At 36.6% G+C, this 25,264-nt stretch carries 37 protein-coding genes and 1 tRNA gene; 27 read left to right on the top strand and 11 right to left on the bottom strand.

Annotation, left to right across the window (positions count from 1 at the left end):
- Positions 1-121: 121 nt before the first annotated feature.
- The 3 genes from zwf to DVW83_RS06190 all read right to left on the bottom strand — a co-directional run bounded on the left by zwf (position 122) and on the right by DVW83_RS06190 (position 2,839).
- Entirely contained in the window at positions 122-1,642 is a 1,521-nt protein-coding gene (gene zwf, locus DVW83_RS06200) for a glucose-6-phosphate dehydrogenase (RefSeq protein WP_104660588.1), read from the bottom strand.
- 14 nt (positions 1,643-1,656) lie between these two features.
- On the bottom strand, positions 1,657-2,304 hold the full coding sequence (locus DVW83_RS06195; RefSeq protein WP_104660589.1) for a metal-dependent transcriptional regulator: 648 nt from the start codon (positions 2,302-2,304) through the stop codon (positions 1,657-1,659).
- 184 nt (positions 2,305-2,488) lie between these two features.
- A complete protein-coding gene (locus DVW83_RS06190) occupies positions 2,489-2,839 on the bottom strand; it encodes a DUF4828 domain-containing protein (RefSeq protein ID WP_224784480.1) in 351 nt (116 codons plus the stop codon).
- A gap of 164 nt (positions 2,840-3,003) precedes the next feature.
- Between DVW83_RS06190 and sfsA the strand changes: the two genes are divergently transcribed.
- The 11 genes from sfsA (at position 3,004) to DVW83_RS06135 (ending at position 13,484) form a co-directional block, all read left to right on the top strand.
- On the top strand, positions 3,004-3,732 hold the full coding sequence (gene sfsA / locus DVW83_RS06185; protein WP_104660591.1) for a DNA/RNA nuclease SfsA: 729 nt from the start codon (positions 3,004-3,006) through the stop codon (positions 3,730-3,732).
- Positions 3,733-3,748: 16 nt separating this feature from the next.
- On the top strand, positions 3,749-4,762 hold the full coding sequence (locus tag DVW83_RS06180) for a Gfo/Idh/MocA family protein (RefSeq protein WP_123862283.1): 1,014 nt from the start codon (positions 3,749-3,751) through the stop codon (positions 4,760-4,762).
- Positions 4,762-6,045 carry a DEAD/DEAH box helicase gene (locus DVW83_RS06175; protein ID WP_104660593.1) on the top strand — a complete coding sequence of 428 codons (1,284 nt, stop codon included), beginning with the start codon at positions 4,762-4,764 and terminating at the stop codon, positions 6,043-6,045. The genes DVW83_RS06180 and DVW83_RS06175 overlap by 1 nt, the downstream gene beginning before the upstream one ends.
- A 64-nt stretch (positions 6,046-6,109) precedes the next feature.
- Positions 6,110-8,812, top strand: a complete 2,703-nt coding sequence (locus DVW83_RS06170; protein ID WP_104660594.1) for a sigma 54-interacting transcriptional regulator — start codon at positions 6,110-6,112, stop codon at positions 8,810-8,812.
- A gap of 154 nt (positions 8,813-8,966) precedes the next feature.
- Entirely contained in the window at positions 8,967-9,284 is a 318-nt protein-coding gene (locus DVW83_RS06165) for a PTS sugar transporter subunit IIB (protein WP_005881015.1), read from the top strand.
- 25 nt (positions 9,285-9,309) lie between these two features.
- Positions 9,310-9,630, top strand: a complete 321-nt coding sequence (locus tag DVW83_RS06160; protein WP_123862282.1) for a PTS lactose/cellobiose transporter subunit IIA — start codon at positions 9,310-9,312, stop codon at positions 9,628-9,630.
- A 125-nt stretch (positions 9,631-9,755) separates the two neighbouring features.
- Positions 9,756-11,213: a PTS sugar transporter subunit IIC gene (locus tag DVW83_RS06155; RefSeq protein WP_104660596.1), complete on the top strand. Its 1,458-nt coding sequence runs from the start codon at positions 9,756-9,758 to the stop codon at positions 11,211-11,213.
- Positions 11,214-11,276: 63 nt separating this feature from the next.
- Entirely contained in the window at positions 11,277-11,498 is a 222-nt protein-coding gene (locus tag DVW83_RS06150; protein ID WP_005881009.1) for a hypothetical protein, read from the top strand.
- Positions 11,499-11,530: 32 nt separating this feature from the next.
- Positions 11,531-11,713, top strand: a complete 183-nt coding sequence (locus DVW83_RS06145) for a DUF3188 domain-containing protein (RefSeq protein ID WP_005881007.1) — start codon at positions 11,531-11,533, stop codon at positions 11,711-11,713.
- On the top strand, positions 11,713-12,126 hold the full coding sequence (locus tag DVW83_RS06140) for a DUF3284 domain-containing protein (RefSeq protein WP_081133881.1): 414 nt from the start codon (positions 11,713-11,715) through the stop codon (positions 12,124-12,126). The genes DVW83_RS06145 and DVW83_RS06140 overlap by 1 nt, the downstream gene beginning before the upstream one ends.
- Before the next feature lie 179 nt (positions 12,127-12,305).
- The gene (locus tag DVW83_RS06135; RefSeq protein WP_174784260.1) at positions 12,306-13,484 is read left to right on the top strand and encodes a GNAT family N-acetyltransferase; all 1,179 of its coding nucleotides are present in this window, start codon (positions 12,306-12,308) and stop codon (positions 13,482-13,484) included.
- 206 nt (positions 13,485-13,690) lie between these two features.
- Here DVW83_RS06135 and DVW83_RS15210 read toward each other — a convergent pair whose 3' ends face one another.
- Complete coding sequence (locus DVW83_RS15210; protein WP_053108829.1) at positions 13,691-13,855, bottom strand: hypothetical protein; 165 nt, start codon at positions 13,853-13,855, stop codon at positions 13,691-13,693.
- A 153-nt stretch (positions 13,856-14,008) separates the two neighbouring features.
- Between DVW83_RS15210 and DVW83_RS06125 the strand changes: the two genes are divergently transcribed.
- Positions 14,009-14,082: transfer RNA gene (locus DVW83_RS06125), tRNA-Arg, on the top strand.
- A 68-nt stretch (positions 14,083-14,150) separates the two neighbouring features.
- Here the strand turns inward: DVW83_RS06125 and DVW83_RS06120 are convergent.
- The 5 genes from DVW83_RS06120 to DVW83_RS06100 all read right to left on the bottom strand — a co-directional run bounded on the left by DVW83_RS06120 (position 14,151) and on the right by DVW83_RS06100 (position 16,901).
- Positions 14,151-15,290 carry a site-specific integrase gene (locus tag DVW83_RS06120; protein ID WP_137239137.1) on the bottom strand — a complete coding sequence of 380 codons (1,140 nt, stop codon included), beginning with the start codon at positions 15,288-15,290 and terminating at the stop codon, positions 14,151-14,153.
- A gap of 136 nt (positions 15,291-15,426) precedes the next feature.
- Complete coding sequence (locus DVW83_RS06115; RefSeq protein WP_104660627.1) at positions 15,427-15,732, bottom strand: DUF898 family protein; 306 nt, start codon at positions 15,730-15,732, stop codon at positions 15,427-15,429.
- An 85-nt stretch (positions 15,733-15,817) separates the two neighbouring features.
- Positions 15,818-16,018, bottom strand: a complete 201-nt coding sequence (locus DVW83_RS06110) for a hypothetical protein (RefSeq protein ID WP_104660626.1) — start codon at positions 16,016-16,018, stop codon at positions 15,818-15,820.
- Positions 16,019-16,042: 24 nt separating this feature from the next.
- Positions 16,043-16,465, bottom strand: a complete 423-nt coding sequence (locus tag DVW83_RS06105; RefSeq protein ID WP_137239134.1) for an ImmA/IrrE family metallo-endopeptidase — start codon at positions 16,463-16,465, stop codon at positions 16,043-16,045.
- 16 nt (positions 16,466-16,481) lie between these two features.
- Entirely contained in the window at positions 16,482-16,901 is a 420-nt protein-coding gene (locus DVW83_RS06100; protein WP_104660624.1) for a helix-turn-helix domain-containing protein, read from the bottom strand.
- Between the two features lie 302 nt (positions 16,902-17,203).
- On the opposite strand from DVW83_RS06100, the gene DVW83_RS15060 reads away from it, so the two are divergent.
- A complete protein-coding gene (locus DVW83_RS15060; protein WP_161569450.1) occupies positions 17,204-17,377 on the top strand; it encodes a hypothetical protein in 174 nt (57 codons plus the stop codon).
- On the opposite strand, the gene DVW83_RS06095 is transcribed toward DVW83_RS15060, so the two are convergent.
- A complete protein-coding gene (locus DVW83_RS06095) occupies positions 17,348-17,677 on the bottom strand; it encodes a hypothetical protein (RefSeq protein ID WP_137239133.1) in 330 nt (109 codons plus the stop codon). The two genes, DVW83_RS15060 and DVW83_RS06095, sit on opposite strands and share 30 nt — an antisense overlap.
- 52 nt (positions 17,678-17,729) lie before the next feature.
- Here DVW83_RS06095 and DVW83_RS06090 point away from each other — a divergent pair, with 52 nt between their 5' ends.
- The 4 genes from DVW83_RS06090 (at position 17,730) to DVW83_RS15205 (ending at position 19,316) form a co-directional block, all read left to right on the top strand.
- Complete coding sequence (locus tag DVW83_RS06090; RefSeq protein ID WP_137239131.1) at positions 17,730-18,476, top strand: phage antirepressor KilAC domain-containing protein; 747 nt, start codon at positions 17,730-17,732, stop codon at positions 18,474-18,476.
- Positions 18,477-18,490: 14 nt separating this feature from the next.
- On the top strand, positions 18,491-18,694 hold the full coding sequence (locus DVW83_RS06085) for a hypothetical protein (protein ID WP_137239129.1): 204 nt from the start codon (positions 18,491-18,493) through the stop codon (positions 18,692-18,694).
- A 139-nt stretch (positions 18,695-18,833) separates the two neighbouring features.
- Positions 18,834-19,094 (top strand): hypothetical protein, encoded by a 261-nt coding sequence (locus DVW83_RS06075; protein ID WP_002323902.1) that lies wholly within the window; start codon positions 18,834-18,836, stop codon positions 19,092-19,094.
- Positions 19,095-19,142: 48 nt separating this feature from the next.
- The gene (locus DVW83_RS15205; RefSeq protein WP_002323903.1) at positions 19,143-19,316 is read left to right on the top strand and encodes a hypothetical protein; all 174 of its coding nucleotides are present in this window, start codon (positions 19,143-19,145) and stop codon (positions 19,314-19,316) included.
- A gap of 113 nt (positions 19,317-19,429) precedes the next feature.
- Here DVW83_RS15205 and DVW83_RS06070 read toward each other — a convergent pair whose 3' ends face one another.
- On the bottom strand, positions 19,430-19,837 hold the full coding sequence (locus DVW83_RS06070; protein WP_002323904.1) for a hypothetical protein: 408 nt from the start codon (positions 19,835-19,837) through the stop codon (positions 19,430-19,432).
- A 52-nt stretch (positions 19,838-19,889) separates the two neighbouring features.
- On the opposite strand from DVW83_RS06070, the gene DVW83_RS06065 reads away from it, so the two are divergent.
- The 10 genes from DVW83_RS06065 to DVW83_RS06020 all read left to right on the top strand — a co-directional run.
- Complete coding sequence (locus DVW83_RS06065; RefSeq protein WP_002323905.1) at positions 19,890-20,615, top strand: Rha family transcriptional regulator; 726 nt, start codon at positions 19,890-19,892, stop codon at positions 20,613-20,615.
- A gap of 178 nt (positions 20,616-20,793) precedes the next feature.
- Positions 20,794-21,135 carry a hypothetical protein gene (locus tag DVW83_RS06060; RefSeq protein WP_002323906.1) on the top strand — a complete coding sequence of 114 codons (342 nt, stop codon included), beginning with the start codon at positions 20,794-20,796 and terminating at the stop codon, positions 21,133-21,135.
- Positions 21,128-21,799 (top strand): Sak single strand annealing protein, encoded by a 672-nt coding sequence (locus DVW83_RS06055; protein ID WP_002323907.1) that lies wholly within the window; start codon positions 21,128-21,130, stop codon positions 21,797-21,799. The genes DVW83_RS06060 and DVW83_RS06055 overlap by 8 nt, the downstream gene beginning before the upstream one ends.
- A 5-nt stretch (positions 21,800-21,804) precedes the next feature.
- Positions 21,805-22,491 (top strand): putative HNHc nuclease, encoded by a 687-nt coding sequence (locus DVW83_RS06050; protein ID WP_129154698.1) that lies wholly within the window; start codon positions 21,805-21,807, stop codon positions 22,489-22,491.
- A 2-nt stretch (positions 22,492-22,493) separates the two neighbouring features.
- Positions 22,494-23,324: a phage replisome organizer N-terminal domain-containing protein gene (locus tag DVW83_RS06045; protein WP_010725688.1), complete on the top strand. Its 831-nt coding sequence runs from the start codon at positions 22,494-22,496 to the stop codon at positions 23,322-23,324.
- Between the two features lie 16 nt (positions 23,325-23,340).
- Positions 23,341-24,192 (top strand): ATP-binding protein, encoded by an 852-nt coding sequence (locus DVW83_RS06040; protein WP_002323158.1) that lies wholly within the window; start codon positions 23,341-23,343, stop codon positions 24,190-24,192.
- A complete protein-coding gene (locus DVW83_RS06035) occupies positions 24,189-24,548 on the top strand; it encodes a DUF1064 domain-containing protein (RefSeq protein WP_002321420.1) in 360 nt (119 codons plus the stop codon). Before DVW83_RS06040 ends, DVW83_RS06035 begins: the two co-directional genes overlap by 4 nt.
- 14 nt (positions 24,549-24,562) lie before the next feature.
- Entirely contained in the window at positions 24,563-24,724 is a 162-nt protein-coding gene (locus tag DVW83_RS06030) for a hypothetical protein (protein ID WP_002319167.1), read from the top strand.
- Complete coding sequence (locus DVW83_RS06025; protein ID WP_033613738.1) at positions 24,721-25,026, top strand: hypothetical protein; 306 nt, start codon at positions 24,721-24,723, stop codon at positions 25,024-25,026. Before DVW83_RS06030 ends, DVW83_RS06025 begins: the two co-directional genes overlap by 4 nt.
- A partial coding sequence (locus DVW83_RS06020; protein ID WP_137239127.1) for a DUF1140 family protein occupies positions 25,026-25,264 on the top strand: 239 nt, incomplete at its 3' end. The genes DVW83_RS06025 and DVW83_RS06020, both read left to right, overlap by 1 nt.

Here is a 25,264-nt window from a genome sequence, read left to right as displayed (position 1 = left end):
CGTTTATTTAAGAGTCTGTAGCAAACTTGATTTTTTAGATTTGTTCCACACTCTCGGAACTATTCAAATATTTTTATTGTTTAGCACTTTTTGTACTACGGAATCTTCAGATTGCTTAGTCTTATAATTTACCACGTTCACGGTACCATTCATCTGGTTGCCAGATCCATTCAAAGCCATCTTTTTCAAGTAGTTTGAAGGCTGCTTCAGGACCCATCGTACCTGCTTTATAGTTAGGAAAATCAGGTTTGGTTTGATCCCACGCTTGACGGATGACATCGACGATATGCCAAGATTGTGCGACTTCTTCCCAATGGGAGAAGTTTGTTCCATCACCTTTTAAGGCATCTAATAGTAATTTTTCATAGGCTTCAGGACTGTTTTCGACCATTTCAGAACTATTACGATACTCTAATTTGATCGGTTCGGTATTGAACCCTTGACCGACTTCTTTTCCATTCAAGGATAAGGAGAATCCTTCTGTTGGTTGGATATAGATCGTCAATACATTTGGTGGAAGTGTCGTGTCCTCACAAGGTTCATCAACAGATGTTTTGAAGACATTTACGGGCACTTGTTTGAAAACGATATTGATCCTTGTTCCTTTTTCTGTCAGACGTTTTCCTGTACGAACATAGAAAGGTACACCTGACCAACGGAAATTATCGATCGTGAATTTTCCTGCGACAAAGGTTTCAGTTGTTGATGCAGGATCAACTTTGTCTTCTTCACGATAGCTTTTGAACATTTCACCATCAAGTTGTCCCTGATCATATTGGCCACGAACAAAGTTTTCTAGGACCTCTTGTTGATCGTAAATTCGAACAGCTTTCAGTGCTTTGATTTTTTCAGCGCGAATTTCCTTTTCAGAAAATGCGACAGGTGGTTCCATAGCTAATAAAGCAACGACTTGAAGAATATGGTTTTGGACCATATCTTTCAATGCGCCACTGTGGTCATAATAGCCTCCGCGGTCCTCGACACCAAGAGCTTCACCAAAAGTGATTTGGATATTATCAATGTAGCGATTGTTCCATTGAGATTCAAAAATATTATTTGCAAAACGGATAGCAGAAATATTTTGGATCATTTCTTTTCCTAAGTAATGGTCGATCCTAAAGATATCTGATTCTGGAAAGACCTGACGGATCTTTTCATTTAGATCGTAAGCCGATTGGTAATCTGATCCAAAAGGTTTTTCGATGATCAATCGGTTATAGCCATTTTCAGTGACGATTTTTTGAGATTTTAAATGGGCAACGATAGTACCAAAAAATTGTGGAGCCATAGCAAGATAATAGATACGATTGCCATCTAGTTGGTATCGCTCATCTAATTGATCAGCCAATTCTTTTAATGTTGCATAATGAGTTGAATCATTGACATCATGAGATTGGTAGTAGAAATGACTCGCAAATTCCTTTGCTTCTTCGTCGGAAGGATTTAAGGATTGGATTGTCGAAATGACAACTTCGCGATAATGTTCATCGCTCCAAGGTCTCCGAGCAGTACCGATGACAGCAAAATGTTTTCCTAGATTGCCTTTTTTGTAAAGACGAAACAAAGAGGGATACAATTTACGTTGAGCTAAATCACCTGTACCACCAAATATCGTAAATAAAACATTTTTTTCATTAGACATGTAGGTAAGCTCCTTTATAATTTATCGACAAAAATCGTGCTGGCAGCTTTAAAACTGACAGAAATTTTCTTTTGTTCATTTTGGATGGTGATTGGACCTTCATATGCGGCAACATCAATGATTTCATATTCTTCATCGATATTAAGGTCGATCGTTACAAGATAGTCCAATAATTCTTTTTCGTCAAGGACTCGTGCAATCCGAACGGTTGAACCTACTGGATAAGAATCTAGTGTTTGCCGGCGTTCTTCATGGACCACTTCATCTTTGTGAGGAATATTCCCACCATGTGGACAATGTTTAGGATGATTCAAATAGTCTTCTAAATGATCTGCAAGTTGTTCTGATGTTACATGCTCCAAAACCTCTGCATCATCATGTACTTCATTCCAACTGTATTCTAGATGTTCGACTAAAAAAACTTCCCATAAACGATGTTTGCGAATCAAACTGCTTGCTTTTTTCAAGCCACTCTCGGTTAATTGTACACCTTGATAAGGAGAGTGTTCCACAAGTTGTTCCTTCACAAGTTTTGAAATCATTTCACTGACTGAAGCTGGTGAGACAGCAAGACTAGAAACGATTTGCTTGTTATTTACTTTAGTTGTATCTCCGCCTAACTCCAAAATGATTTTCAAATAATCTTCTCGGTTTGGTGTCATATTCGATCATCCTTTCATGGTATGAAACCATCACTAGTAAGTGTATCAAAAAAAAAGTGAATTGACTATTTTTCTAGACAAAAAAACAGAAATAAACATCGATAAATGTCTATTTCGATAGAAAAAAACGAAAGTCAAGAAATACCTTCTTGTTCTTTCGTTTAGACTATATGGAAATCAATTTTTAACGCCCGATTTTCTTTATCTGATAAGTAGAATCTGTTGATTCATCGTAAAAAGTCATTTTTTCATAAGAAAGAGTCAAATAATAGCCATAGTGATCTCGAACAATCAGTTGTTGCTCATTCAATTCAATCAGTGTGGTTCCTAATGAGTGATCATTGATGGAAAAATCAAAAGTTGGAGAAACACGCAGTTGTTCGTTTTGTTGGTTATCATCTATGAATGACCAAACACCTTGATACTGTGAAGGATCAAAGCTCTTTTCTTGTTTCTGTTTCTTTTTAATTGCGATACTACCACCTATTAAAGTTGCTAAAAAAGCTGCTGCACCATAGATTATTTTTTTCCGCATCAGACCACCTCTTCTTTTAACGATTAATTAAAGACAACGAATGTCTTACTTTCTTTTATTGTACCGAATAATATCTAAAAATTCTCTAAGACTTTCGACTGGTTTTTCAAGAGTTTTTACTCAAATTATGATAGGATACATAGTAGGAAGAAAGGTGACGATTTTTGAAATACCCACAAGTTGAAACTGCATTTTTTATTGAGCGGCCAAATCGATTTATTGCTTATTGCTTGAATCAAAGAGGTGAGGTCATTACCACCCATGTTAAAAATACAGGAAGAGGAAAAGAGGTTTTTGTTCCTGGCGCAAAAGTTGCAGTAAACTATGCCCCTAGCCCAAAACGTAAGACAGACTATGATCTGGTTGCGATCCAAAAAAAAGATGAGTGGTTCAATATCGATAGCCAGCTTCCCAACAGATTAGCGATGGAGGGAATCCTTGATGGAACCATCCAATTACCAAACCTATCAGGAAAAATCATTAAATATAAGCGAGAAGTAAATTATCGACATTCAAAGTTTGATATTTATTTAGAAACCTCAGCGAATCAGAGAGTATTCGTTGAGGTGAAAGGCATGACACTGGAAAACAAAAAAATTGGCGCATTTCCTGATGCACCAACTCTGCGAGGATTGAAACATGTCGAGGAATTAGTTGAAGCTCATTTAGAAGGCTATGAAACGTATGTGCTTTTCATTGCACAGTTTGAGCATCTTCAAGTAGCTACCATCCATGAAGAGATGCAACCGGAGTTAGCACAGAGGATTCGCTATGCGCAACTGAATGGCGTAACCGTTTTAGCGTATAATTGTCAGGTAACGGCTGATCAAGTCAAGATAAAACAGGAAATACCGTTTGATATCGATCAACCCTTTGAAGACCCTAATCTATAGAAAGAAGGTAACGAGCATGATAAATTTAGGAATTATTGGAACCAATTGGATCACACATCAATTTGTTCAAGCTGCACTTGGTACTGGAGAATATGAATTGACAGCGGTCTACTCAAGACATATAGAAAAAGCACAAGCATTTGGTTCGAAATATGAAGGTGATATTGAATATGCAACTGATTTGACGACATTCTTTCAATTGGAGCATTTAGATACTGTTTACATCGCTTCACCAAATAGTTTACATTTTCAACAGGCGAAGCAAGGAATTCTAGCCGGTAAGAATGTGATCGTTGAAAAACCAGCATTCAGTACGCCAAAAGAAATGGATGAGATCATTCATTTGGCAAATGAAAAAAAAGTATTCTTCTTTGAAGCTGCACGTAATATCCATGAATCTGGCTTTAAAAAAATTACTGACTACTTACCTTTAAAAGATGAGATATTAGGGGCTAATTTTAGCTATATGAAGTATTCATCACGTTACGATCAAGTGCTTGATGGAGAAGTGCCAAATATTTTCTCCACTCGATTTTCAGGTGGAGCAATGATGGATCTAGGGGTATATCTCGTATATGCAGCAGTTGCTTGGTTCGGTATGCCCACAGAAGTTCATTATTTCCCAAGAAAGATTTCAACAGGCGTTGATGGACTTGGATGGGGAATATTACGTTATGAATCGTTTGATGTATCCATCCAACCTGGCAAAATTGGCGATTCTTATCTACCTTCAGAAATCTATTTCGATTCTGGAACATTAGTGATGAATGGGGTCAATGCCATTGAAACAGCAGAATTCCATGATCGACAACATCAAGAAATCACTACTTTGGAAATCAAAACCGCAGAAAATCCTATGGCTGATGAAGCAAAAGATTTTGCGAATGTGATCAAGCATCCAACAGATCCAACTTGGGGATTGCTTTATGAAGAATGGATCGAGTTAGCACGCAGTGTCAATCAAGTAGTTTATGATCTAAGAAAAAATGGGGGCATCAAATTCGATGCCGATAATGAGGAAGATTTTTAATGAATGAATTTGTACAAACATTTCCACAAGCATGGCAAGAAAAATGGCAAGAAAAGGCGTTTTTAGAGGCCTCACTGATACAAAAAGCAGTCTTTCAACCACTAAAAGACCAACAAAACGTGATCGGTATTTCTCCGACTGGTTCAGGGAAGACTTTAGCTTATCTGTTTCCTTTACTATTGAATATTGAAAAGGATCACGGGAGTTCCTTACTGATCTTGGTTTCATCTCAAGAGTTAGCGATCCAAGTAGCAGAAGTTACACGAGAATGGGCTAAAGCGTTAGACCTAAAAGTCCAATCTTTAGTAGGGGGCGCTAATGTTAAACGACAAGTGGAAGGTCTGAAGAAAAGACCTGAGATCCTAGTGGGCACCCCAGGGCGAGTCTTAGAACTGATGAAATCAAAAAAAGTTAAAGCTCATCAATTGAAAACAATTGTCTTCGATGAAGCTGATCAATTGCTGGATGAAGGGAATAGTTCTTTAATCGATCAACTACTGCATCAAGCACCTGTTGAGTATCAATTAGCCTTTTTCTCAGCAACAGCCGATCGTTCGTTGAAACAAATCGAAGAATTGACAAAAAAACAAATCGAAGTAATCGATGTTACCAAAGAAGATGATTCTAGAAAAGGGCAAAAACATTACTTTTTGCAAGTACCAGCGCGTAAGAAAGATGAATGTCTTAGAAGACTAGCGTATGTTGATGGCTTTCAAGGTTTAGTCTTTTTCAATCAGCTAAGTGAGTTAGGTGCTATGGAAGAAAAATTGCTTTTTAGAGGAGTCGCTGTTGGAAGTTTAGCTTCTGACCAAAACAAATTAGTACGAAAAGCAGCACTTGAACAATTCAAAAATAATAAGATCACAGCTTTATTTACAACTGATGTCGCAGCTAGAGGTTTAGACATCAAGGGTCTACCTTATGTTGTGAATGCGGAAGTTCCCCTTACAGAAGAAGCTTATCTGCATCGATCTGGCCGAACAGGACGAATGGGAAGTGAAGGAATAGTCATCACATTTGTTCAAGATCACACTTTGAGAGATTTAAAGAAAATCGCGCGAAAAGCGGATCTATCAATTAGAGAGATTTTTCTTCATGGCGGTCAATTATTAGAGGAATCACCCGAAAAAGAAGAAATTAATCGTGAAAATGAACCACACAAAAAAGCTTCCAACTATCCTTTGAAAAAAGAAACAGCAAAAAAAGAGCCTGTGGATGTTGTACGTAAAAAACGTAAAAATAAACAAAAAAAGGATAAAAATAAAGGAGCAAGGCGCAAATAAGCGCCTTTTTGTGTTATGATAAGTGAAAACGGAATCACTGTTATTTAACTAAAGGTGGGATTGCATGAACGAAAGACAAGAAGAAATATTGGACTTATTGCATGAAAATCAGCATGGATTGACAGCTAGCGATGTAGCAGAAAAACTGAAAATCGATCGAAGCAATGCAAGTCGCTATTTAAGTGATTTATATAAGGATCATTATATTATCAAAAGTCCGGGTCGTCCGGTCGTTTACTCAATGCCTCCTAAAAAGACTGCATCAGACAAAGTTCATGTTGACTACTCTACACAAGTGACTTTTGAAACATTAGTTGGAGAGAACGATTCGTTAAAAGTCAGTATCCAACAAGCGAAAGCGGCAATTTTGTATCCGCCTCGCGGGTTACACACCATCATATTCGGAGAAACTGGTACTGGTAAATCCATGTTTGCCGAGTGTATGTATCATTTTGCGATCGACTCAGAAATGCTTTCAGAAGACGCACCATTTGTCTCTTTTAACTGTGCCGATTATGCACAAAATCCTCAGTTGCTATTTGGACATATTTTTGGGATCAAAAAAGGTGCTTATACGGGAGCCTCACAGGATAGCCAAGGATTGATCGCAAAAGCAGATGGCGGAATCTTATTTCTAGATGAAATTCATCGTTTGCCACCAGAAGGACAAGAAATGCTGTTCACTTTTATTGATAAAGGCGTTTATCGGCCACTAGGTGAAAGTGCCCATACACATGAAGCCTCCGTCCAGATCATCGGCGCTACTACGGAATCCTCAGAAAGTTTCCTTACCACATTCAACCGCAGGATCCCAATGGCGATCACTTTACCTAACCTTGCTTCTCGGTCATTAGATGAACGCTATGAAATCATCTCACTGTTCATCAAACAAGAAGCAAATCGGTTAAATCAGCGGATAGATATTGAAAAAGAAGCTATTTTAGCATTTATGCTATATGATGCAGAAGGGAATATCGGTCAAGTCAAACGTGATTTGAAGTTGGTATGTGCAAAATCATTCCTCCATTACCGCACGCATAATGAAGATAAACTGATCATTCGTAAAGAAGAGCTTTCACTTCAAGTCCAAAAGGGGTTATTGAAGATCAAAGAAGTTCCAGAACGTCTTGATCGCTTCATGGATAGCAAAAGTCAGTATCTCACTTTTGAGCCAGGTTTTGCAGATGTAGTCTGGTCGCAAGATCCTGAAAGAAATATGCAGGTATATAACGATATTGAAGAAAAAATGCTTTCTTTATCTGAAACTGGCGTAGAGAACATTGATTTGGAAACCCTGATTTCAAAAGATGTCGATGCGTACTTTCAAACATATGTCAAAGAGTTGACGAAAAGTACGATTCCAAAAGACTTATTACCAGATGACATTTGGCGTTTGACAAATGAGTTATACGATGTGGCGGAAAAGAGGCTCGATCGTATCTATAATGAAAAAGCTCGGTTCGCCTTTGCCCTTCATTTACAAAGTACTTTGGATCGTGTGAGGGACGGACATATGATCGTCCATCCTGATTTGAATAATGTACGTAAAAACTTCAAGAAGGAATTTCAAGTAGCTATCGATCTATCAACGATCATTGAAGAGGAACAGCAAGTGGAGATTCCTTTTGATGAAATCGGCTTTATCAGTATGTTCCTATCGATCAGTCTAGGGGAAAGCGAACCGGTCAAAGAAAACAAAGTAGATGTCCTAGTTTTGATGCATGGCAGACAAACTGCCTCAAGTATGTTGGAAATGGCTCAGGAACTATTGGGAACGAAAATCGGTAAAGCTTTCAATATGCCTCTTTCGATGGAAGTCCAAGCGATGTATGAAGAAGTATTGCATTACGTCCAAAGCCGCCAAGAATACCTGACGAATGGGTTGATCTTACTGACCGATATGGGGTCGTTGAATACCTTTGGCGATTTGATTTTTGAGGAAACGGGTACCCGAACAAAGGCAATCACTATGAGCAGTACGATGGTGGTCATCGAAGCAGTACGGATGGCAAATGTAGGCAGAAGCTTGGAGGATATTTATCAAAGTATCCAAATTTCTTTTGAAACGATCGTTAGAGATCAGTTTAAAGTCGAGCAACAAGAAATCATTGAACGCAAAAAAGCTGTCATCGTCACTTGCTTTACTGGTGAGGGAGTAGCAGCAAAACTATATCAACGGATCGTTCCAGTGATCGATCAGAAAAAGGTCGAAGTGATTCAGATGCAGTTTTTGGAGCGTGAATCATTCAAAAGACACATCGATGCTCTACTAGAAGAATATGAGATCAAAGCAATTGCTGGAACAGTGGATGTGGATTATCAAAATATTCCTTTCTTTTCTGCGTATGATATATTCAATGATGAAAAATTGAATACATTGAAACGGATTGCAGACGATGAAGTACCAACAGCTAAAATTGTTGATTCATTAAAAGATTCACTCAATTCGATCTCTTCAGTCGACGTATTGATCCACTCATTGCAAAAGACGATCCAACAAATCCAAACGGATCTTTCAATCATCGTAGAACCAGGCGTAGATATCGGGATCGTGATTCACTTAGCGTTCCTATTAGATAGTTTAATGAAGCATGAAAAATCACGAGTGTTTGAAAATCTGGAAACTTTTTCTAAAGTCTACCGCTTGGAAATGGATATCATTCGTACGAATTTAATTAGCTTAGAGCGAAAGTATCGAGTAAATATCCCTGAAAATGAAGTAGCATTTTTGACCCAAATGTTTATTGAAAATAAAATAAAGAAATAATGCACACTGATCACAAACGTTACACACTATTTGCCTGTGTGCGCACTGTTTGAAAGAGTTAAAAGGCGTGAAAACGCTATTTTAACTCTTTTTTCATTTGGCATGCTTCTTGCGTTATATTTATGTGTAAAACCAAATAAAGGGAGTGGAACAAATGGCGAAAAAAACGATTATGTTAGTATGCTCTGCAGGAATGAGTACCAGTTTATTAGTAACAAAAATGCAAAAAGCAGCAGAAGAAAAAGGAATGGAAGCAGATATTTTTGCTGTTTCGGCTTCAGATGCGGATAACAATCTTGAATCTAAAAACGTAGATGTCATGTTATTAGGACCGCAAGTTCGTTTTATGAAAGCTCAGTTTGAGCAAAAACTTGCACCAAAAGGGATTCCTTTAGATGTGATCAATATGCAAGATTATGGAATGATGAATGGTGCAAAAGTATTAGAACAAGCAGAAAAATTGATGAAGTAATTACAATTCAATTGGAGGTAGCGAAGTGGAAGATCAACAAAACCTTGAAGCCATCATGGGTTTGATCATGTTTGGTGGCAATGCCAAAAGTGACGCAATGGAAGCGATTACTGAAGCTAAAAAAGGCAATTTTGAATTAGCTGAACAGAAACTCACAGATGCAAAAGAATCACTTGTACAAGCACATCATTCGCAAACGCAAATGTTGACACAAGAAGCACAAGGAAACCATATGCAAGTGACATTATTGACCGTACACAGTCAAGACCATTTAATGACATCGATTGCTTTTACAGATCTAGCCGAGGAAATCGTTGATCTGTATCGCCGACTCGAAGTAGAATAAGCACTATCTCTTAGAACAAAAACTTCTTTTTTGAACGGAAGAAGAAAAAAATTTTTGAACGGATTTTTTAATTTGGTATAAGGAGACTATTCTTTATATAACTAACTTATAGGAGGAAATAAAAAATGAACGGATTAACAAGTTGGATGGAGAAATACATCCTTCCGGTTGCCGCAAAAATCGGTGCGCAGAAACACTTAGTTGCTTTGCGTGACGCATTTATTGGTACGTTACCGGCAACGATGGCTGGATCAGTCGCTGTAATGATCAACGCAATTATTCGAGATTTACCACAGCAATTTGTCAGCACTTATGCGGATAGCTTAGCAGCTGATAAAGGAATTTTCGCAGTATTGAATGTTATTATTGGTATCAATGGTTTTGTTTGGAATGGTACATTAGCCATTGCAGGTCTGATCTTCGCTTTCTCATGGGGCTATAATTTAGCAAGAGCCTATGGGGTGAATGATTTAGCAGGTGGTATCGTTGGTTTAGCTACGCTTATTCAAGGAATTTCTTTTGGACCAGCTTTATCAGCTGCGTTGAATGTCGATGTTCCAAAAAATGTAGCAGATGCGATCAATGGAACAGAATTAGGTGCTACGATCGCAGATGGTACGTTATCTGTCGGTCTTTGGGGTTGGTTGAAACTTGATCATTTGAATGGTAATGCTTATTTTACAGTCATGATCATGGGTGCTATCTCAGTAATTATTTTCTGTAAATTAATGTTGGCAAATATCACGATCAAAATGCCGGATTCAGTTCCGCCAGCAGTATCAAAAGCTTTTGCAGCAATTTTACCAGCAACGATTGCTTTGTATGTCATTGCAATTATTAACTATATCGTTGGTCGCTTGGCAGATGGCCAATTGATTATTGATTTGGTCCAAAAATATATCGCTGAACCGTTCTTGGGTCTATCACAAGGGATCGGCGCAGTATTAATCGTCACAGTTTTCGTGCAAATTTTCTGGTTCTTCGGTATCCATGGACCAAACGTTTTGGCACCAGTTCTAGAAGGAATTTGGGGACAAGCGCAACTGATCAATATCGATATTTTCCAAAAAGGGTACAATGGAAAAACAGGTACTCCAGCAGTGTTGGATGCAATTGAAGATGGAAAAGCGTATATGTGGGTTCGTGGATCATTTGATGCCTTTGCTTGGTTCGGTGGATCAGGTGGTACAATCGTTCTCTTGATCGCCATTTTATTATTCTCAAAACGTGCAGACTACTTAACAGTAGCAAAACTATCCATTGGACCCGGTATCTTCAATATCAATGAACCAGTGATGTTTGGGTTACCAATCGTCTTGAATGCGATCATGTTCATCCCATTCTTAGTTGCCCCTGTTGTCGCAACTGCAATTGGTTGGGTGGCAACTTATCTGGGATTAGTCGCACCTGTTTCTCAACAAGTCACGTGGGTTGTTCCGCCATTCCTGCTATCGTTCCTAGCAACCGGGGCAGACTGGCGTGCGCCAATCGTTACACTCGTATGTATGGTCGTCACCTTCCTGATCTGGGCTCCATTCGTTATCTCTGCAAATAAAATGGACCCTGCAGCAGGCGAAAATTAAAAATTTAGTGGAGCAGAAGCATTTCCTGCTTCTGCTCACTTATCAATGTAGGGGGAAAAAAGTATGATCTCAATTGCAAGTGCAATGCAACAAGACGCTATCAAAGAGTTATTAGAAGGATACAACGAAGAGGGTATCTCTTTTACATTTAAAGAAAAACAAGGAATCAAATTATTATTCGAAACAACAGCTGAAGATACAGAAGCAGCTGCTAAAAAGGCGAAAGAATTGATTAAAGCACAACCATGGGGCACTGTTTTATATTTTCAAGCAACAGCTGTTTAGTCTTCGTGGCTGAAAGATAGGATGGGTTCAAAATGATAAAAAACGGTTTATTCTTATGTAGTGTTGGTTCACTGATCGTATTATATAGTTTAAATCCTGGTTCACAAAAATATGATCTATACAGTATGGTCACTGGACTTTTTCTGGCAGGTTTAGGTATATATTTCTTTTTGAAAGGGAAAAAAAGAGAAGAAGCAAAGGGGAAAAATAACTAATGGAAATTGTAAAAAAATTAAATATTCCGGCATCGTTTTTCTACGATAAAGTTATGGACTCTGTCCTTTTTGATGTACGTAAAGCGACTGGAAAATCAGTGACTCGTAAACAGTTAAAAAATTTGGAATACGTGAAGCAATTTTCGCAAAATAACCGTGCTCGTATCAAAATCGAAGAGCTCATTGAAAACCAGTCCTATAAATTTCGTACGTCAACAACAAAAAATGATTTTGTTGTCCATTACCAAATCAAGCCTATAGATGATTCTTCCTGTGAAGTGCATTACACAGAACAGATGGAATCTCATGGAATGCTACAAAAATTGAATGATATGATTTTAGGAACATTATTGATGTATTTCAAAAAACGTCGTTTCAAAAAAATGTTAGTGATGATTGAAGAAACTTACTAAGCTTTTGCTCAAGAGCAACAGAGCAAAAAACTATAAAATAATTTGAAGAGTCAAAGGTTGTGGCAAAGACGATGGGGAAATAATAAAAAAGTTTATTTAAATGATATTGTTTACTAAACTGATTATTATTGAACGAGTCTTGTCACAATTTTGTTGTGTTGATGGAAGGGGTAATAATGATGGCAAATGATGTGAAAGAAGTAGGACTTGATTATGTCGATGAAATGTGTGATCTAGCGATTTATGCATTCAATGCAAAGGATACGGTAGAAAGAAGAGAAAAATTCCGAATGCTTGCTGAACATTCATGGAATTATGGCTTTTTTGATCAGGACGATCAATTAACCAGTCAAGTAATGGCTACCCCTTTTCCTGTTGAATTTCATGGGAAAGAATATTTGATGGCAGGAATCGGTTACGTTGCTTCTTATCCCGAAGCAAGAGGACAAGGCGGGATCAATCAAATCATGGAAAAAATCCTCAAAGACTGTCGTGAAAGAAAGGTCAGCCTGTCCTATCTAGCGCCATTCTCATATCCGTTTTATCGTCGTTATGGTTATGAGCAGGTATTTGATCAAGCAAACTATCAACTAGATAGCAGAGACATACCAAATGTGAAAAAGACTTCAGGAAAAATGAAACGTCTGTCATTCGATCAAGCGAAAGAAGCAATGGATACCATCTATTCACAAATGCCTGAGAATAGTCGGGGCGGGTTGAAAAGAGAAGCATGGTGGTACAACTATAAGTTTAAAATCAGAAAAGAAAATCATTACGCCTTGTATTATGATGAAACGGGTCAAGCAAAAGGGTATGTTGTATATCAATTAACAGCACCAACGTTCAAGATAGTAGAATGGGGCTACTTGACACATGAGGCTTTTAAGGCACTTGTTCGATTTGTCGGTTCACATAGTGGGGCGTTTGAATCATTTGAGTATGCTTGCGGATATTCAGGCAATAGTCAAAATTATTTATTGCAAAATCCATTTGCTAAAATGACTGTGGCACCATACATGATGGGACGGATCGTTGACATAGAACGTTTCTTAGAGTCGTACCCCTTCAATGGAAAAAATACGGCATTTGCTGTGAAGATCGTCGAAGATGAGTATGCAAAATGGAATGAAGGAATATTTGAGATCCATATCGTTGATGGGAAAAATCAGCTAAAAAAAGTCGAGCGAACTGATTTGCCCACCATCAGTGGAAACATCCAGCATATGACTCAGCTATTGATGGCTTATCGTAAGTTAGATGAATTGGTTTTTTATGATAAAATCAAGATTAGTGAATCGATCGCTGCATTGAACTTGCTTTTTCCTCAGCAACAGCCGATTTTAAATGATTATTTTTAAGTAAAGAGGATATGTTGGGATAAAGAGGCTGGGACAGAAGTGTTTAACTCCGAGAAATAAGAAGAAATTCACGAAAATTGCTTTTCAAATTTTTGTGAATTTCGGCTTATTTTCCGAAGGAATTGCTTCTGCTCCCGCCATTTATTCGTTTTTAAAGAATGGGACAAAAGTGTTTCTTACTTTTGTCCCACGCAGTTTTTTCAATTTTATAATAAATCGTCTTTTTTGGTAAATTTAAACTTTCGACTCTCTTTTTTCTGAGGTTTGTTTTTTTCATGCTGATCGATTGCCTTTTTTGAAAGTTCTTCTCGTTCTTTCTTCGATGCATCAAAACGTTCAGCATAAACTTTTTCTTTTGGTTTGTCATTCATAAAAAAACCTCCTCTATCACCTAAATTTATAAGTACATTTTATCATTACAGGGTCTGTCTTGGAAACGTTTTGCCTCGTTAAAACCAAGAGATTTTAGAATAGAAGCTTGCATGTGGCATATAAACAAGCTAAAATGATAGTATTGAGTTTTTGTTCCTGTAGCTCAGTAGGATAGAGCGATCGCCTCCTAAGCGATAGGTCGCTGGTTCGATCCCAGTCAGGAACGTATAAATAACCCCTGTATCCATTGTGGTACTGGGGTTTATTTTATATTTGTGCCAAAAATGTGCCAAACTAGTTATCATTTTTATATACACTATCGAACACAGCATTGATTTTTTCTTTATCCTGATCTTCAAGCTCTCGAACAATATGAAGGTAAGTAGACATTGTGGTTTCTAAACTGCTATGTCCTAAACGTTTCGATACGCTAAGTATATTTACTCCTTGATAAAGTAAAATAGATGCATGTGTATGCCTTAGTCCATGCAAAGTAAATTGCTTTTCAATCCCTATTTTTTTTAATTTTTTGCGCAAATATTTGCTGACGGCGTTTGATGAAACTAATCCATTTTTTAAGTTGAAAAAAACAAAATTATGAGGGTTTTTGATTTCAAAATTCTCGAATAATTCTTTTTGATTGATTTTAAACTTTTTTAAGAGATCAATCGTATGTTTATCAATTGAAATTTTCCGATTTGAAGTCTCGTTTTTTGTTTTTCCCCATTCATTTAATTTATAATTCCATGTTTTATTAATAGTGATGATTTGATCTTCGAAATCGATATCTTCCCATGTTAATCCTAGAAGTTCAGCAAATCGCATTCCAGTAGCACCAGCAACTAACACGAGCATAGGAGAAGAGTACTGTGCAGAAAGGTTTTCTTCTACGAGTTTCATTAAAGATTTAAATTGATCATAATCTAAATATTTATCTTCTTTTGGCTTCAATGAATCTTTTCCTTTGATTACTGCTTTTCTAGTTGGATCAAACGGAATTAATCCTTCTTCTACGGCATCTTTCAACGATGCTCTAATATGGTTATTAAACTTAATAACGGTGGATTTTACATGGTCTTTCGCATACTTATTTAAAAAGCGTTGATATCCAACTCTATCTAAATCAGAAATCAATACCGCTGGCATATATTTCTTTATGTTCATTAACGTATCTTCGTATTTTCTATAAGTGATAGGAGATACTGTTCCTTCTTTATAAAGTTGCATCCAATCCTCAAAGTAATCTGATAATAATAGATTTTTGCGATCCCCTTTAAGGCCTTTGTTTAGGTTATATTCTAATTCGTTGGCGGCATCTTTTGCTTCGCCTTTTGTCTTGAATCCTGATTTTCTTATCTTCGTGTATTTTCCGTCATCTTTTTTGTATGAAATTTCGTATTGCCAACTATTTCCACGTTTGACAAATCTTGCCATAATTGAATCTACTCTCTTTCTCTGATACAATAGGCACTATAAAGAAGCCTATTGTGTAGGTTTGTTTTTTCTTAGAACACGCTTCTACTTTGGTCGGTGGGGCGTGTTTTTGTATTGCAGTAATATAATTATGCGTTTAGCTTATTAAGTGAGTATGTTTAACTTTCCATTGTTCTAATTTAATATTTAACCAGAAACTATATATCCCAACTGTTATAATTGTTAAAAGAAGCCATTTTATCCAATTACCAAATAATTGCATTGCAGTTCCATCGAAATATAATCTTTGTCCATTTATAACAGTGTGTTTTATTTTCCAGTTATACAATAAACAAATTCCCCACGGAGCACAGATACCCAGCGTACAAACTGTGATTAATCCTGCTAAAATTGCCGTACCAATATAAGTAAGTAATCCTCCATCAAAATATGAATTTTTCATTTTTAATTCCTCGCTTCTATGATATGATTTTTGTGTACGATCTTAGAAGTAAGGTCATTTGTCCGTGTGCCAGCACGGGCTTTTTTTATTTGAATAAATCCCAAAAACTGAAGGTGGTTTTCTTATATACTTTGTTATACGCTGCTTTCTTTGGATTTTTTATCCATCCAGTGCCTTTTTTACCGTAACCAGGAATCACTGATTTTTTCACAGTTCTTTTTGCCTTTCCAGTAGTTCTAGCGCTAATAGATTTTTTTATACTTGGTTTTCGTGGTCCAATTTTCATATAAAATTCTCCTTATAGTAAGAATTATAAAAATCTATCAAACTCATCTGGTAATCCAAAGCAGACGAGCTTTTCATGTTTTGTCATATGATCGAATCCGTCTATCGTTGGATCAATAGTCAGATGAGTTGCAAAATAGTTTGCCTCTTTTTCAATTTTCAATTCAGATACTAGTGTTTTTTTAGACAACATAGGCGTGTTTTCATTTGAATGTAAAACGCAGTGGCCTAATTCATGACTACAAGTTATCCATTTTCCCATTTCATCTAAACTAGAATTTATGTGGATCATTTTTATTTGTTTTAATTTACTATAGTAACCATAAATTTCTCCTAATTCTTCTTCCAACACTAGTATCTTCAATTCTCGTGCAATTCTAAAAGGATTACGTGTTTGATATAGTTTTACCAGTTTATTAATTTTTTTATCAATTTGAGGTAAATACATAAACATCGCACCCCTTTTAATCGCGATATTTTTTAGGTGTATATTTTTTCTTAGCTTCTATCTTAGATATCCGCAATGCATTCTCTAAAGAAATAATGAGAGCTTCACGTGTAGATTCGCTCATTTCACCATCCTTCTTCGAAAAAGCCATTCCATCAGCATTAGATAAATCGTCGATTAAAGATTGTAATTCTTTTTGAATATCACGCTCATCTTTTTCCGTTAAATCGTAGTACCTTTTTTTCTCAGTGCGTCCTAGTAGGTAGTCTACAGAGACATTGAAATAGTCAGCGATTTCTTCTAAAACTATAGGGTTAGGTTTTCTAGTTTTCCATTTTACAAGGAATCCATTTGAAACACCTAATACTCTTTCTAATTCACTTATCGAAATTTTTTTTGATTTAGCCAATTCTTTTATTATTTCGTAAGTATTCATTGATAAATCAACCTTTCTGAATGCCTACAAAAAATATTTTGACAAACTGTCTAAAAATTATTGACTTATTTTGACAGAATGGCTATAATAAATTTTGTAAACGAGTTTAACAACTAAAAAGACAACAAAAATACGCCTGATTTAAAATGAGCTGTCCGCCAAGAAAGCTGTAAATCAATATTTTTTAGTCTTATTTAACTATGTCTTGATTATAGACAAATTGTCAGAGCTTGTCAATTAAGTTTATAAAATAGTTGTTAAATTTGTTTACGAATATAGATATGAAAGGAGAAAAGAATGAAATGTATGAAACAGAAGAGGCTAAACAAAAGGCAATAGGAATACTTTCTAATCATTTGGACATGCTAGCAAGTATTCCTACTGAAGTTACAATGGATAATCCTGTAATTCTAGCAGTTGTTAGTGAATCAATAAAGAATTGTTCATTAGCTCTTGTTTTGGTTGCTAAACTTTGATAGTTTTTCTGCCTCCTGGCTAACATTAAGAAGTTGACTCATATCGTATTTCCCAGTAATCACACCAGCAGCAATGTCATTAATAATATCTTTTTCACTTTTTTGGTTTTCTTGATTAAATTGAACAGTTAGCAATTCGATTTGGTGTTCGTGTTGTTTATCTAGCTTGTATATCTCATTTTTGAATTGAGATTCAACTTCTTTAAGTTTGTTTTTGGATTGGATAGTGGCAGTCAAATAGGCAAACGCTGAAGGAATACAAGCCGTTATTAAAGATGTAGTTATTACAGACCAATCCATAATTTCACCTCGCTTTCACAAGTAAATTATATCAAAGAAAGGAATGAGAAATATGAACACACCACAAATTTTTAGTTTTGAACACAACGAAGTTCGAACGTTTTTGGAAAATGATATTCCGTATTTTGTAGCAAACGATGTTGCCAAAACTTTGGGATACAAAAATCCCAGTAAAGCCACCAATGATCATTGTAAAAAATCAATTGAAACATGGGGTAACGATTCGTTAGGTCGTCGTCAAAAGTTCAAAGTTATTCCAGAATCAGATGTTTACCGCTTGATTATCAAATCAAATTTACCTAGTGCGGAAAAATTCGAAGCTTGGGTAATGGAAGAAGTCCTTCCGACAATCAGAAAAACAGGTAGCTATTCAAATGTACCTCAAAGTTTTGCACAAGCATTGCGTTTAGCAGCAGATTTAGAAGAAAAGAACCAATTACTCGAACAACAAATTGCCGAGTACGAACCAAAGATTAGCTACTTAGATACGATTCTTTCATCGACAGATACGGTAGCTACTTCTCAAATTGCAGCTGATTACGGAATGTCGGCAATTGCTCTAAACAAATTGCTAAACGAGTTAGGTGTTCAACATAAAGTTAGCGGACAATGGATACTTTACCGAAAACATATGAACCAAGGATACACAAAATCGCACACAAGTGAGATACCTAAAGCCGATGGCGGCACTAAAGTTGTAATGAATACCAAATGGACACAGAAAGGGCGAGTGTTTATTTACAACTTATTAATCGCAGAGGGCTATTACCCTCAAATGGATTTAGAGGAAATTGGTTAGAAAGGAGTTTTAGTATGACTGACATTGCAGAAATCACTCAACGAGATAGAGAAAAAATCAAAGAATATGTCGAAAGTTCGAATTTCTTAACTTACACCATGCTTGCTGAAAGATTTGAAATTAGCAAAAGCTACTTATCTTTAATTTTAAACGGTAAAAAGACTTCTGCAGAAGCAAACAGAATTATAGATTCGATTATTACTATGTACGAATTGTAGAGGAGGAAAACGAATGAAATAACTAATCAAAGTAACAACAAATGAGGAGAATGAGCAGTTAGTAAACGGCAGAGAATTGCATGAGTTTTTGGAATGGAGTTTGGAAAGAAAAATAAAATTCGATAGGAGGTTCAGGATTATGGAAGTAATCTTAACGCCTGAAAATGAGGCAGCACTTCGTAGCTACATTCATGAAATTATAACTGATGAAATTGCAAAAGCAAGAAGAGATGCCTCAGTTGATAAACGTGTATTAAAGCAAATAGAGATAGCGAAATACTTCGGAGTATCAACTGCAACTATTCGTAAGTGGGAAGATAAAGGACTTCCATTCGGGCGTATAGGCGATCAAAAATTTTACGACAAAGAAAAATGTAGAGCATGGGTTCTAGCACAATAAAATATCGGGTAAGTGTTCGGAAATAATGACAGCAAAGAAGGGAAATTTATGGACAAACTAAATACAACAATCGTATTCAGTGCACCAATCATTATTTATCTGCTGAGTGTCTGGGGAAGCAAACAAGCTTTGATCGGGGTAATTGTCTACCTCGTTTGGATGTTCGCAGGGTTAGATGAAGCTGAGTACAGAGCGAAAAAGCCAACCGAGGGGGCTGACTAAAGTGTGGTTCTGTTTATTAGGTGTTTATCTCGTGGCCGTTTTAGGAAATAACTACATGAGAAAACGCGGCGAATACTGGTATACATCCTATGCGGTTCTAGTATGTCTAATGCTTACAATTTTTCTAATGATTTATTCAAAATAGGTAATACTTTGTCAATCAAATAAGTTTCAAGAGATTTTTGTTCTGCATTAGTGTTGCCGTAACCAAAACGGCTTAAGAAAATTTTCATAACCTCTATATCTTCATTTTGAATATATGGCAGGACTGCATAACCTGATGCTTTTACAGCAGATATATTTTTATCAGTGTTACTACCAATACAAATACCCACATTGTTGAGAAATGTTGAGAAAGTTGTTTGTATTGTTTGGGTTTTTGAATCGTGTTTTTGTAATTCAATTTCTTTATCCTTCATCGATTCAGCATGCTTATTATTTATAACCGCTGTAATCCAAGGGGATATAAGAGCTACTAAAGCTAGGATAATCGAAATTGTGATCGTGTTATCGAAACTCATTTTTTCACCATCCAGTTTTTAAACCATTATATCAAAAAGGAGAGAAGAAATAATGCAAGAATTAGTAATTTTGAAAAATAAAGAAGCTGTGACTACGAGCTTACAAGTCGCAGACAGCTTTGAAAAGAAACACAAGCATGTGCTAGAAGCAATCGAATCAATAAAAAGATCGGTCGAAAATTCGGCCAATGTTGAAGATGGGTCCAATTTTGGACAGATGTTTGTGGAAGGGAACGAGCCAGACTCATACGGAAGAAGTCGGAGAGTTTATTTCATGAATAGAGATGGATTTTCCTTGCTAGCTATGGGATTCACTGGAAGTAAAGCAATAAATTTCAAACTAAAATTTATTGAAGCTTTCAACGAAATGGAAGATGTTATTCGGAAGAATACTGTTCCTCAAACAATTGAAGACATGATGATCTATCAATTAGAAGAAATGAAAGATGTTAAAAAAGATGTTTCCATGCTTAAAGATACTATGCGAATTAGCGGACAACAAGAGTTTGAAATTAAGCAAAAAGGAAATATGAAAGTTATGGAAGTTCTAGGGGGAAAAGAAAGCCGAGCTTATGAAGAAATCAGCAAAAAAGTATTCTCAAAATTTTGGTCTGAATTTAAACGTACCTTTTCAATCCCAAGATATGGCGAGTTACCTCGTAAGAGATTCGATGATGCTGTTTCATTTATTGAAATGTGGTTACCAGAAACTGCGATCCGTATGGAAATCGATCAACTGAACAGACAACAAAGACTTTTCGGTGATGAAAATGAATAGGGCTGAAGCGCTAAGAATAGGGACGGTAATTGCTAATCGCTGGTGGAGACACAATAAACCAAGCATCCTAAGCCAACAACATATTGATAAGCAAAAAGCATGGCAACAAATAAAAAAGTGACTCAGCCGACCAAAGCAATGAGTCACAAAGAAAATACATCTAAGGAGATGTTACCACATGGAAAATGAACTTTCCACTCTAGATCAATATTTGACTGATCCTAGTTGGGGCAAATCGAATGTCGAGGAAACAAATAATCGAAAAATCAGACGAAATCTTTTGACGAATGAAGAACTAGCATGTGATCAAGACGATTTGGGCAATTTTGTGAGTATTTGGGATCATGTCTATCTTATCCATTTATCGAAGCGGTCCAGAAAACCTGAATATATCTATGTCATCGAAGATGGCTTGATTGATGCGCTAGAGGAGTACGACAGAGATAACTTGATTGATATCTCTTATTACGGATCAGGTAAGAAATACATTGCTGAAATGGAGGCAGAATTTGATGAGTGAAAACAAAGGGACAACGAATTTTGAAAAACTTTTTAGTCGCAAGTTAAATAAAATACTCAAGAAAAAAGGAAATTTTGATTATTTATCTTGGGCTCACGCGTGGGAGATTATGAAAAAGAATGATCCACAGGCAACGGTAACTATTAATGAGTATAAACACTACAGGGTTGTTTCTGGAACTCATCAAGACTTTCTTGTTGAGGAATATAAACCTTTTCTTATGGATGAAACTGGGACTTATGTATCTGTCTCAGTAACGGTTAAAGGACACACGGAAACCGAATTATTTCCTGTTTTAGATTATCGAAACCAACCAGTTGTTAAACCAAATGCAATGCAAATCAATAACTCATTGAAGCGATGCTTTGTGAAAGCATTGGCTCTACACGGACTGGGATTATATGTATTTCAAGGGGAAGATATTCCAACACCACCTAGAATCGATACAAAGAAATTAAATATGCTAGAGACGATTCTAGAAGCTTTCAATGAGCAGATGGGTAAAGATATGACCAAAACCTTAATTGAATATGTTAATGAGCAGACAGATAAATTAGGGCTCTTAGCTGATAACGTTGAAACTATTGAACAGTTAAGCTATGAGCAATGTGCCTTGATGGAGCGAGCAATAGCAGCTAAGAGAAAAGAATTAGATAAGAAGTGATATGAGTGTTTAAACCATTAATCGATTCATATTCAGCGGTTCTGAAAAAGTTCAAAGGAAAAGACATAGGTGCAACTATTAATGAAGAAGTGAACATCGAACGTTTGAAGAGGATGTACGACGGATATGATGGTGATCGGATTATTGAAGTTCGATTTATTGATCCACGTCGGTTCACTGTGCAGCAACGAAACTTCATCTATGCACTCATAGGCGATATTTTCATCGATACAGGCATGCCAACGGACTTCTGGAAGGAATTCTTCTACTTCCGTTTTGAAGGCGTCACAGGACGCAAAATAAGCCTCAAAGACGAATCGAATACAACTGTGAGTGATGCTAATGTCTTAGCAAATATCATCTTAGATTTCATCTTTGAACATCATATTCCTTTCAAAGAAGGCTATGAGATTTTACCAGCGAATCAAGAATATTACTTCTACAAATGCATTACAAAAAGAGTCTGCTGCATCTGTGGCAAAACAGGAGCTGACATCGATCACTTTGACAAAGCGCTAGGAAGACGAAAGCGCAAAGAAGTTGATCATTTAGAGTACACATTTGCAGCACTCTGCAGAATCCATCACACAGAGAAACACAAAATAGGTGTGATCAATTTCAAAAATAAATATCAAATCAAAGGAATCAAGTTAAGTCATGAAACGATTAAAAAGTTAAGAATAGGAGGATAAATTTGGCTGAGATAAGTTGGATCAAACTTAAAACTACTATGTTTGACGATGAAAAAATACGATTAATTCAAGCTGTTCCTGAGTCGGATGCCATCATCGTTATATGGATTCGATTACTAGTTTTAGCAGGAAAGACTAACGACGATGGTCTGATATATATCCAGAGGAACATGCCTTATACCGAAGAAATGCTTGCTACATTGTTTGGCAAAAACGTAAATACGGTTCGCTTAGCGCTAACTACATTGGCAAATTTCAACATGATTGATCTAAGCAGTGATGGACTAATTGCCATCAGTAATTGGGAAAAACATCAAAATATCGAGGGTATGGATAAAGTAAGGCTAAAAAATGCTGAAAGAAACCGTAAATACAGGGAAAGAAAGAGACAGGAACGTCTCAAATTGGAAAATGACGTTAGCGTGACGTCACGTGACGGTACAGATAAAGATATAGAAGAAGATAAAGATATAGATAAAGAAGAAAAGAAAGGTAAGTATTCTGACGAACACTTACGCCTTGCTAAAAAATTGCAAAGTAATTTAACTGAAGATTTTCCAAAAGAAATGAATAAAGTAGATATCGAAAAATGGGCAGACACAATCAGGTTGATTGAAGAAAGAGACAAAGCGTCTATAGAAGCGATTGAGTATGTGATCAATTGGCTACCTACAAATGAATTTTGGTTTGGAAATATTAGAAGTGCTAAGAAATTGAGAGAAAAATTTGAGAAGCTCAAATTCGAAATCAAAGCAGACAAGAAAAATCATAAAAAGCAAAGTCAAAAACTACAGTACAGCAATCCTAGTGAATATGACGACTTGCCAATTTAAAAAGGAGATGCATCACATGGAAAGCCTAGCAAATGCTATGGAGAAACTAATAAGAAGAGTATTAGTGCAAAGCGGAAAATGTCCAGAATGTAGCGAACCTTTGTATAGTTGGCGAGCTAAAAATAAGGATGGTTCAGAACGTTGTAAACCAACATGCATGAGTTGTGGTTATAAAGCGTTACGTGTGAAAGAGGATATACAGACCGAAAGGATATATAACGACAGCTTAAAAGCACGAGCTTTGAGTTTTTTTCAAAATGGTTCGGTATTAACAGATAAAACTTTGTTTAAATGCAAAATGGAGAATTATCACGTAGTGGACCAAGAAACGAAAATTGCTTTAGAAAGAGCTAAAAGCTATGTAAATGATGTCCTACTGAACCATCCTGCACATTTCATTCTATCAGGGAAATCAGGAAGCGGAAAAAGCCACTTGTCAATGGCGACAGCTTGGGAAATACTTGAGCGCTCAAATTATGACAAGAAAATACTTTTTATAAGCTATCAAGAGTTATTAGAGCAAATAAAGTTTTCTTATAACAATGCTGAACTGAGAAAAGAAATTGAAGGATCGCTTATAGCCGATATCAAAACAACTGATTTGGTGGTTTTTGACGATATTGGAGCTGAATTAGGTAGCGGGGTATCAAATAGTAGGCAGTTTACAAACAACACGTTAAACACGCTCTTAGAAGCCAGACAGAACAAGGCAACGATCATCACAACAAACTTATCTGGTCCTGAACTAAGAGAAGCCTACGGCGAAAGAATTGTTTCTAGGATATTTAAGAATTCAGAAGGTTATGCGCTGAAATTCCAACAAACAGCAGACAAGCGCATAAAACCAGTGAAAGGTAGTATCGCATGAATAAATACCGTAATAAAAAAACTGTTCATCGAGGTATCAAGTTTGATTCTATCGCGGAAGCAGAGTATTACGATCTAGCCTTGTGGCAAGCTGAAGCGAATGGCTGGAAAGTAAAACTTCAGGAAAGATTTGAGCTGATGCCGAAATTTGAACTAGACGGAAAGAAGTATCGCAAGATCGAGTATATTCCTGACTTCACATTTTATAAAAACGGCAAACTTGTCAAAGTCGTAGATGTCAAAGGAATGCAGACAAAAGACTTTAAGATCAAGGCAAAGTTGTTCTGTCATCAATATCAAGTGCCGTTGATATTAGCCAAAAAATATCGGAATACGTTCAAGGAAGAGCGTTTTTAACGAGGTGGTCCATCATGACAACAGAAGAAGTGATTCAAATGCGTATTCGAAGCCTTCAGCGTGAGATTGACGATCTGGAGCGAACAAAGGCAGTGATGGTCAATGAAACGGCTAGAAAGGCAATCGATTTGCACATAGAGAATTTAAGAAGGGAAATTCGTAGATTGGAGGAATGAGCGTGGATAAGAAAGCAGCAATGAAACGAATCATCGAACTGACACATTCTGAGAATTGGCAAGAAGACAAAGAAATAGTTGCAGAAGTCCAAAAGCTCGGCAAATCAATGTGGACTGAAAAGTCTAAACGGAAAACGCCGAGAAAAATTGCAATCTGGCATGGTGATCGAATTCTAGTAACGGGTACAGCTGAACAGTTATCTGAAATTACTGGATTAAGCAAAAACATTATCTGGGATAGAGCTAGGAGCTTATGGATTGATTCAAAAGGACGACAATTTAGGTATGTGGAGGAGAAATAATGGATCTCATTACACAATACAGTGATATCATCCTCAAGAAAATCATGATGAAGATTCAGAAAGACAAAAAATCAAAAGAACGAGCGGAATTAGTTAAGTTGGAAATGGCTGAAACAGGAGCAGGAGTGCGAAGTAGCAGGCATTGGAAAGCAGCAGCAAACATTGAATTTTATTACAACGAAATTCAAAAAGGTTTTGAACAAATGCGTGAGCTGGATAAGCAAACACACTGGAGTCA

The organism is Enterococcus sp. VV15 (assembly GCF_005236045.1).
GTDB classification, from domain to species: domain Bacteria; phylum Bacillota; class Bacilli; order Lactobacillales; family Enterococcaceae; genus Enterococcus_B; species Enterococcus_B durans.
This window is presented reverse-complemented; position numbering and strand designations above follow the sequence as displayed.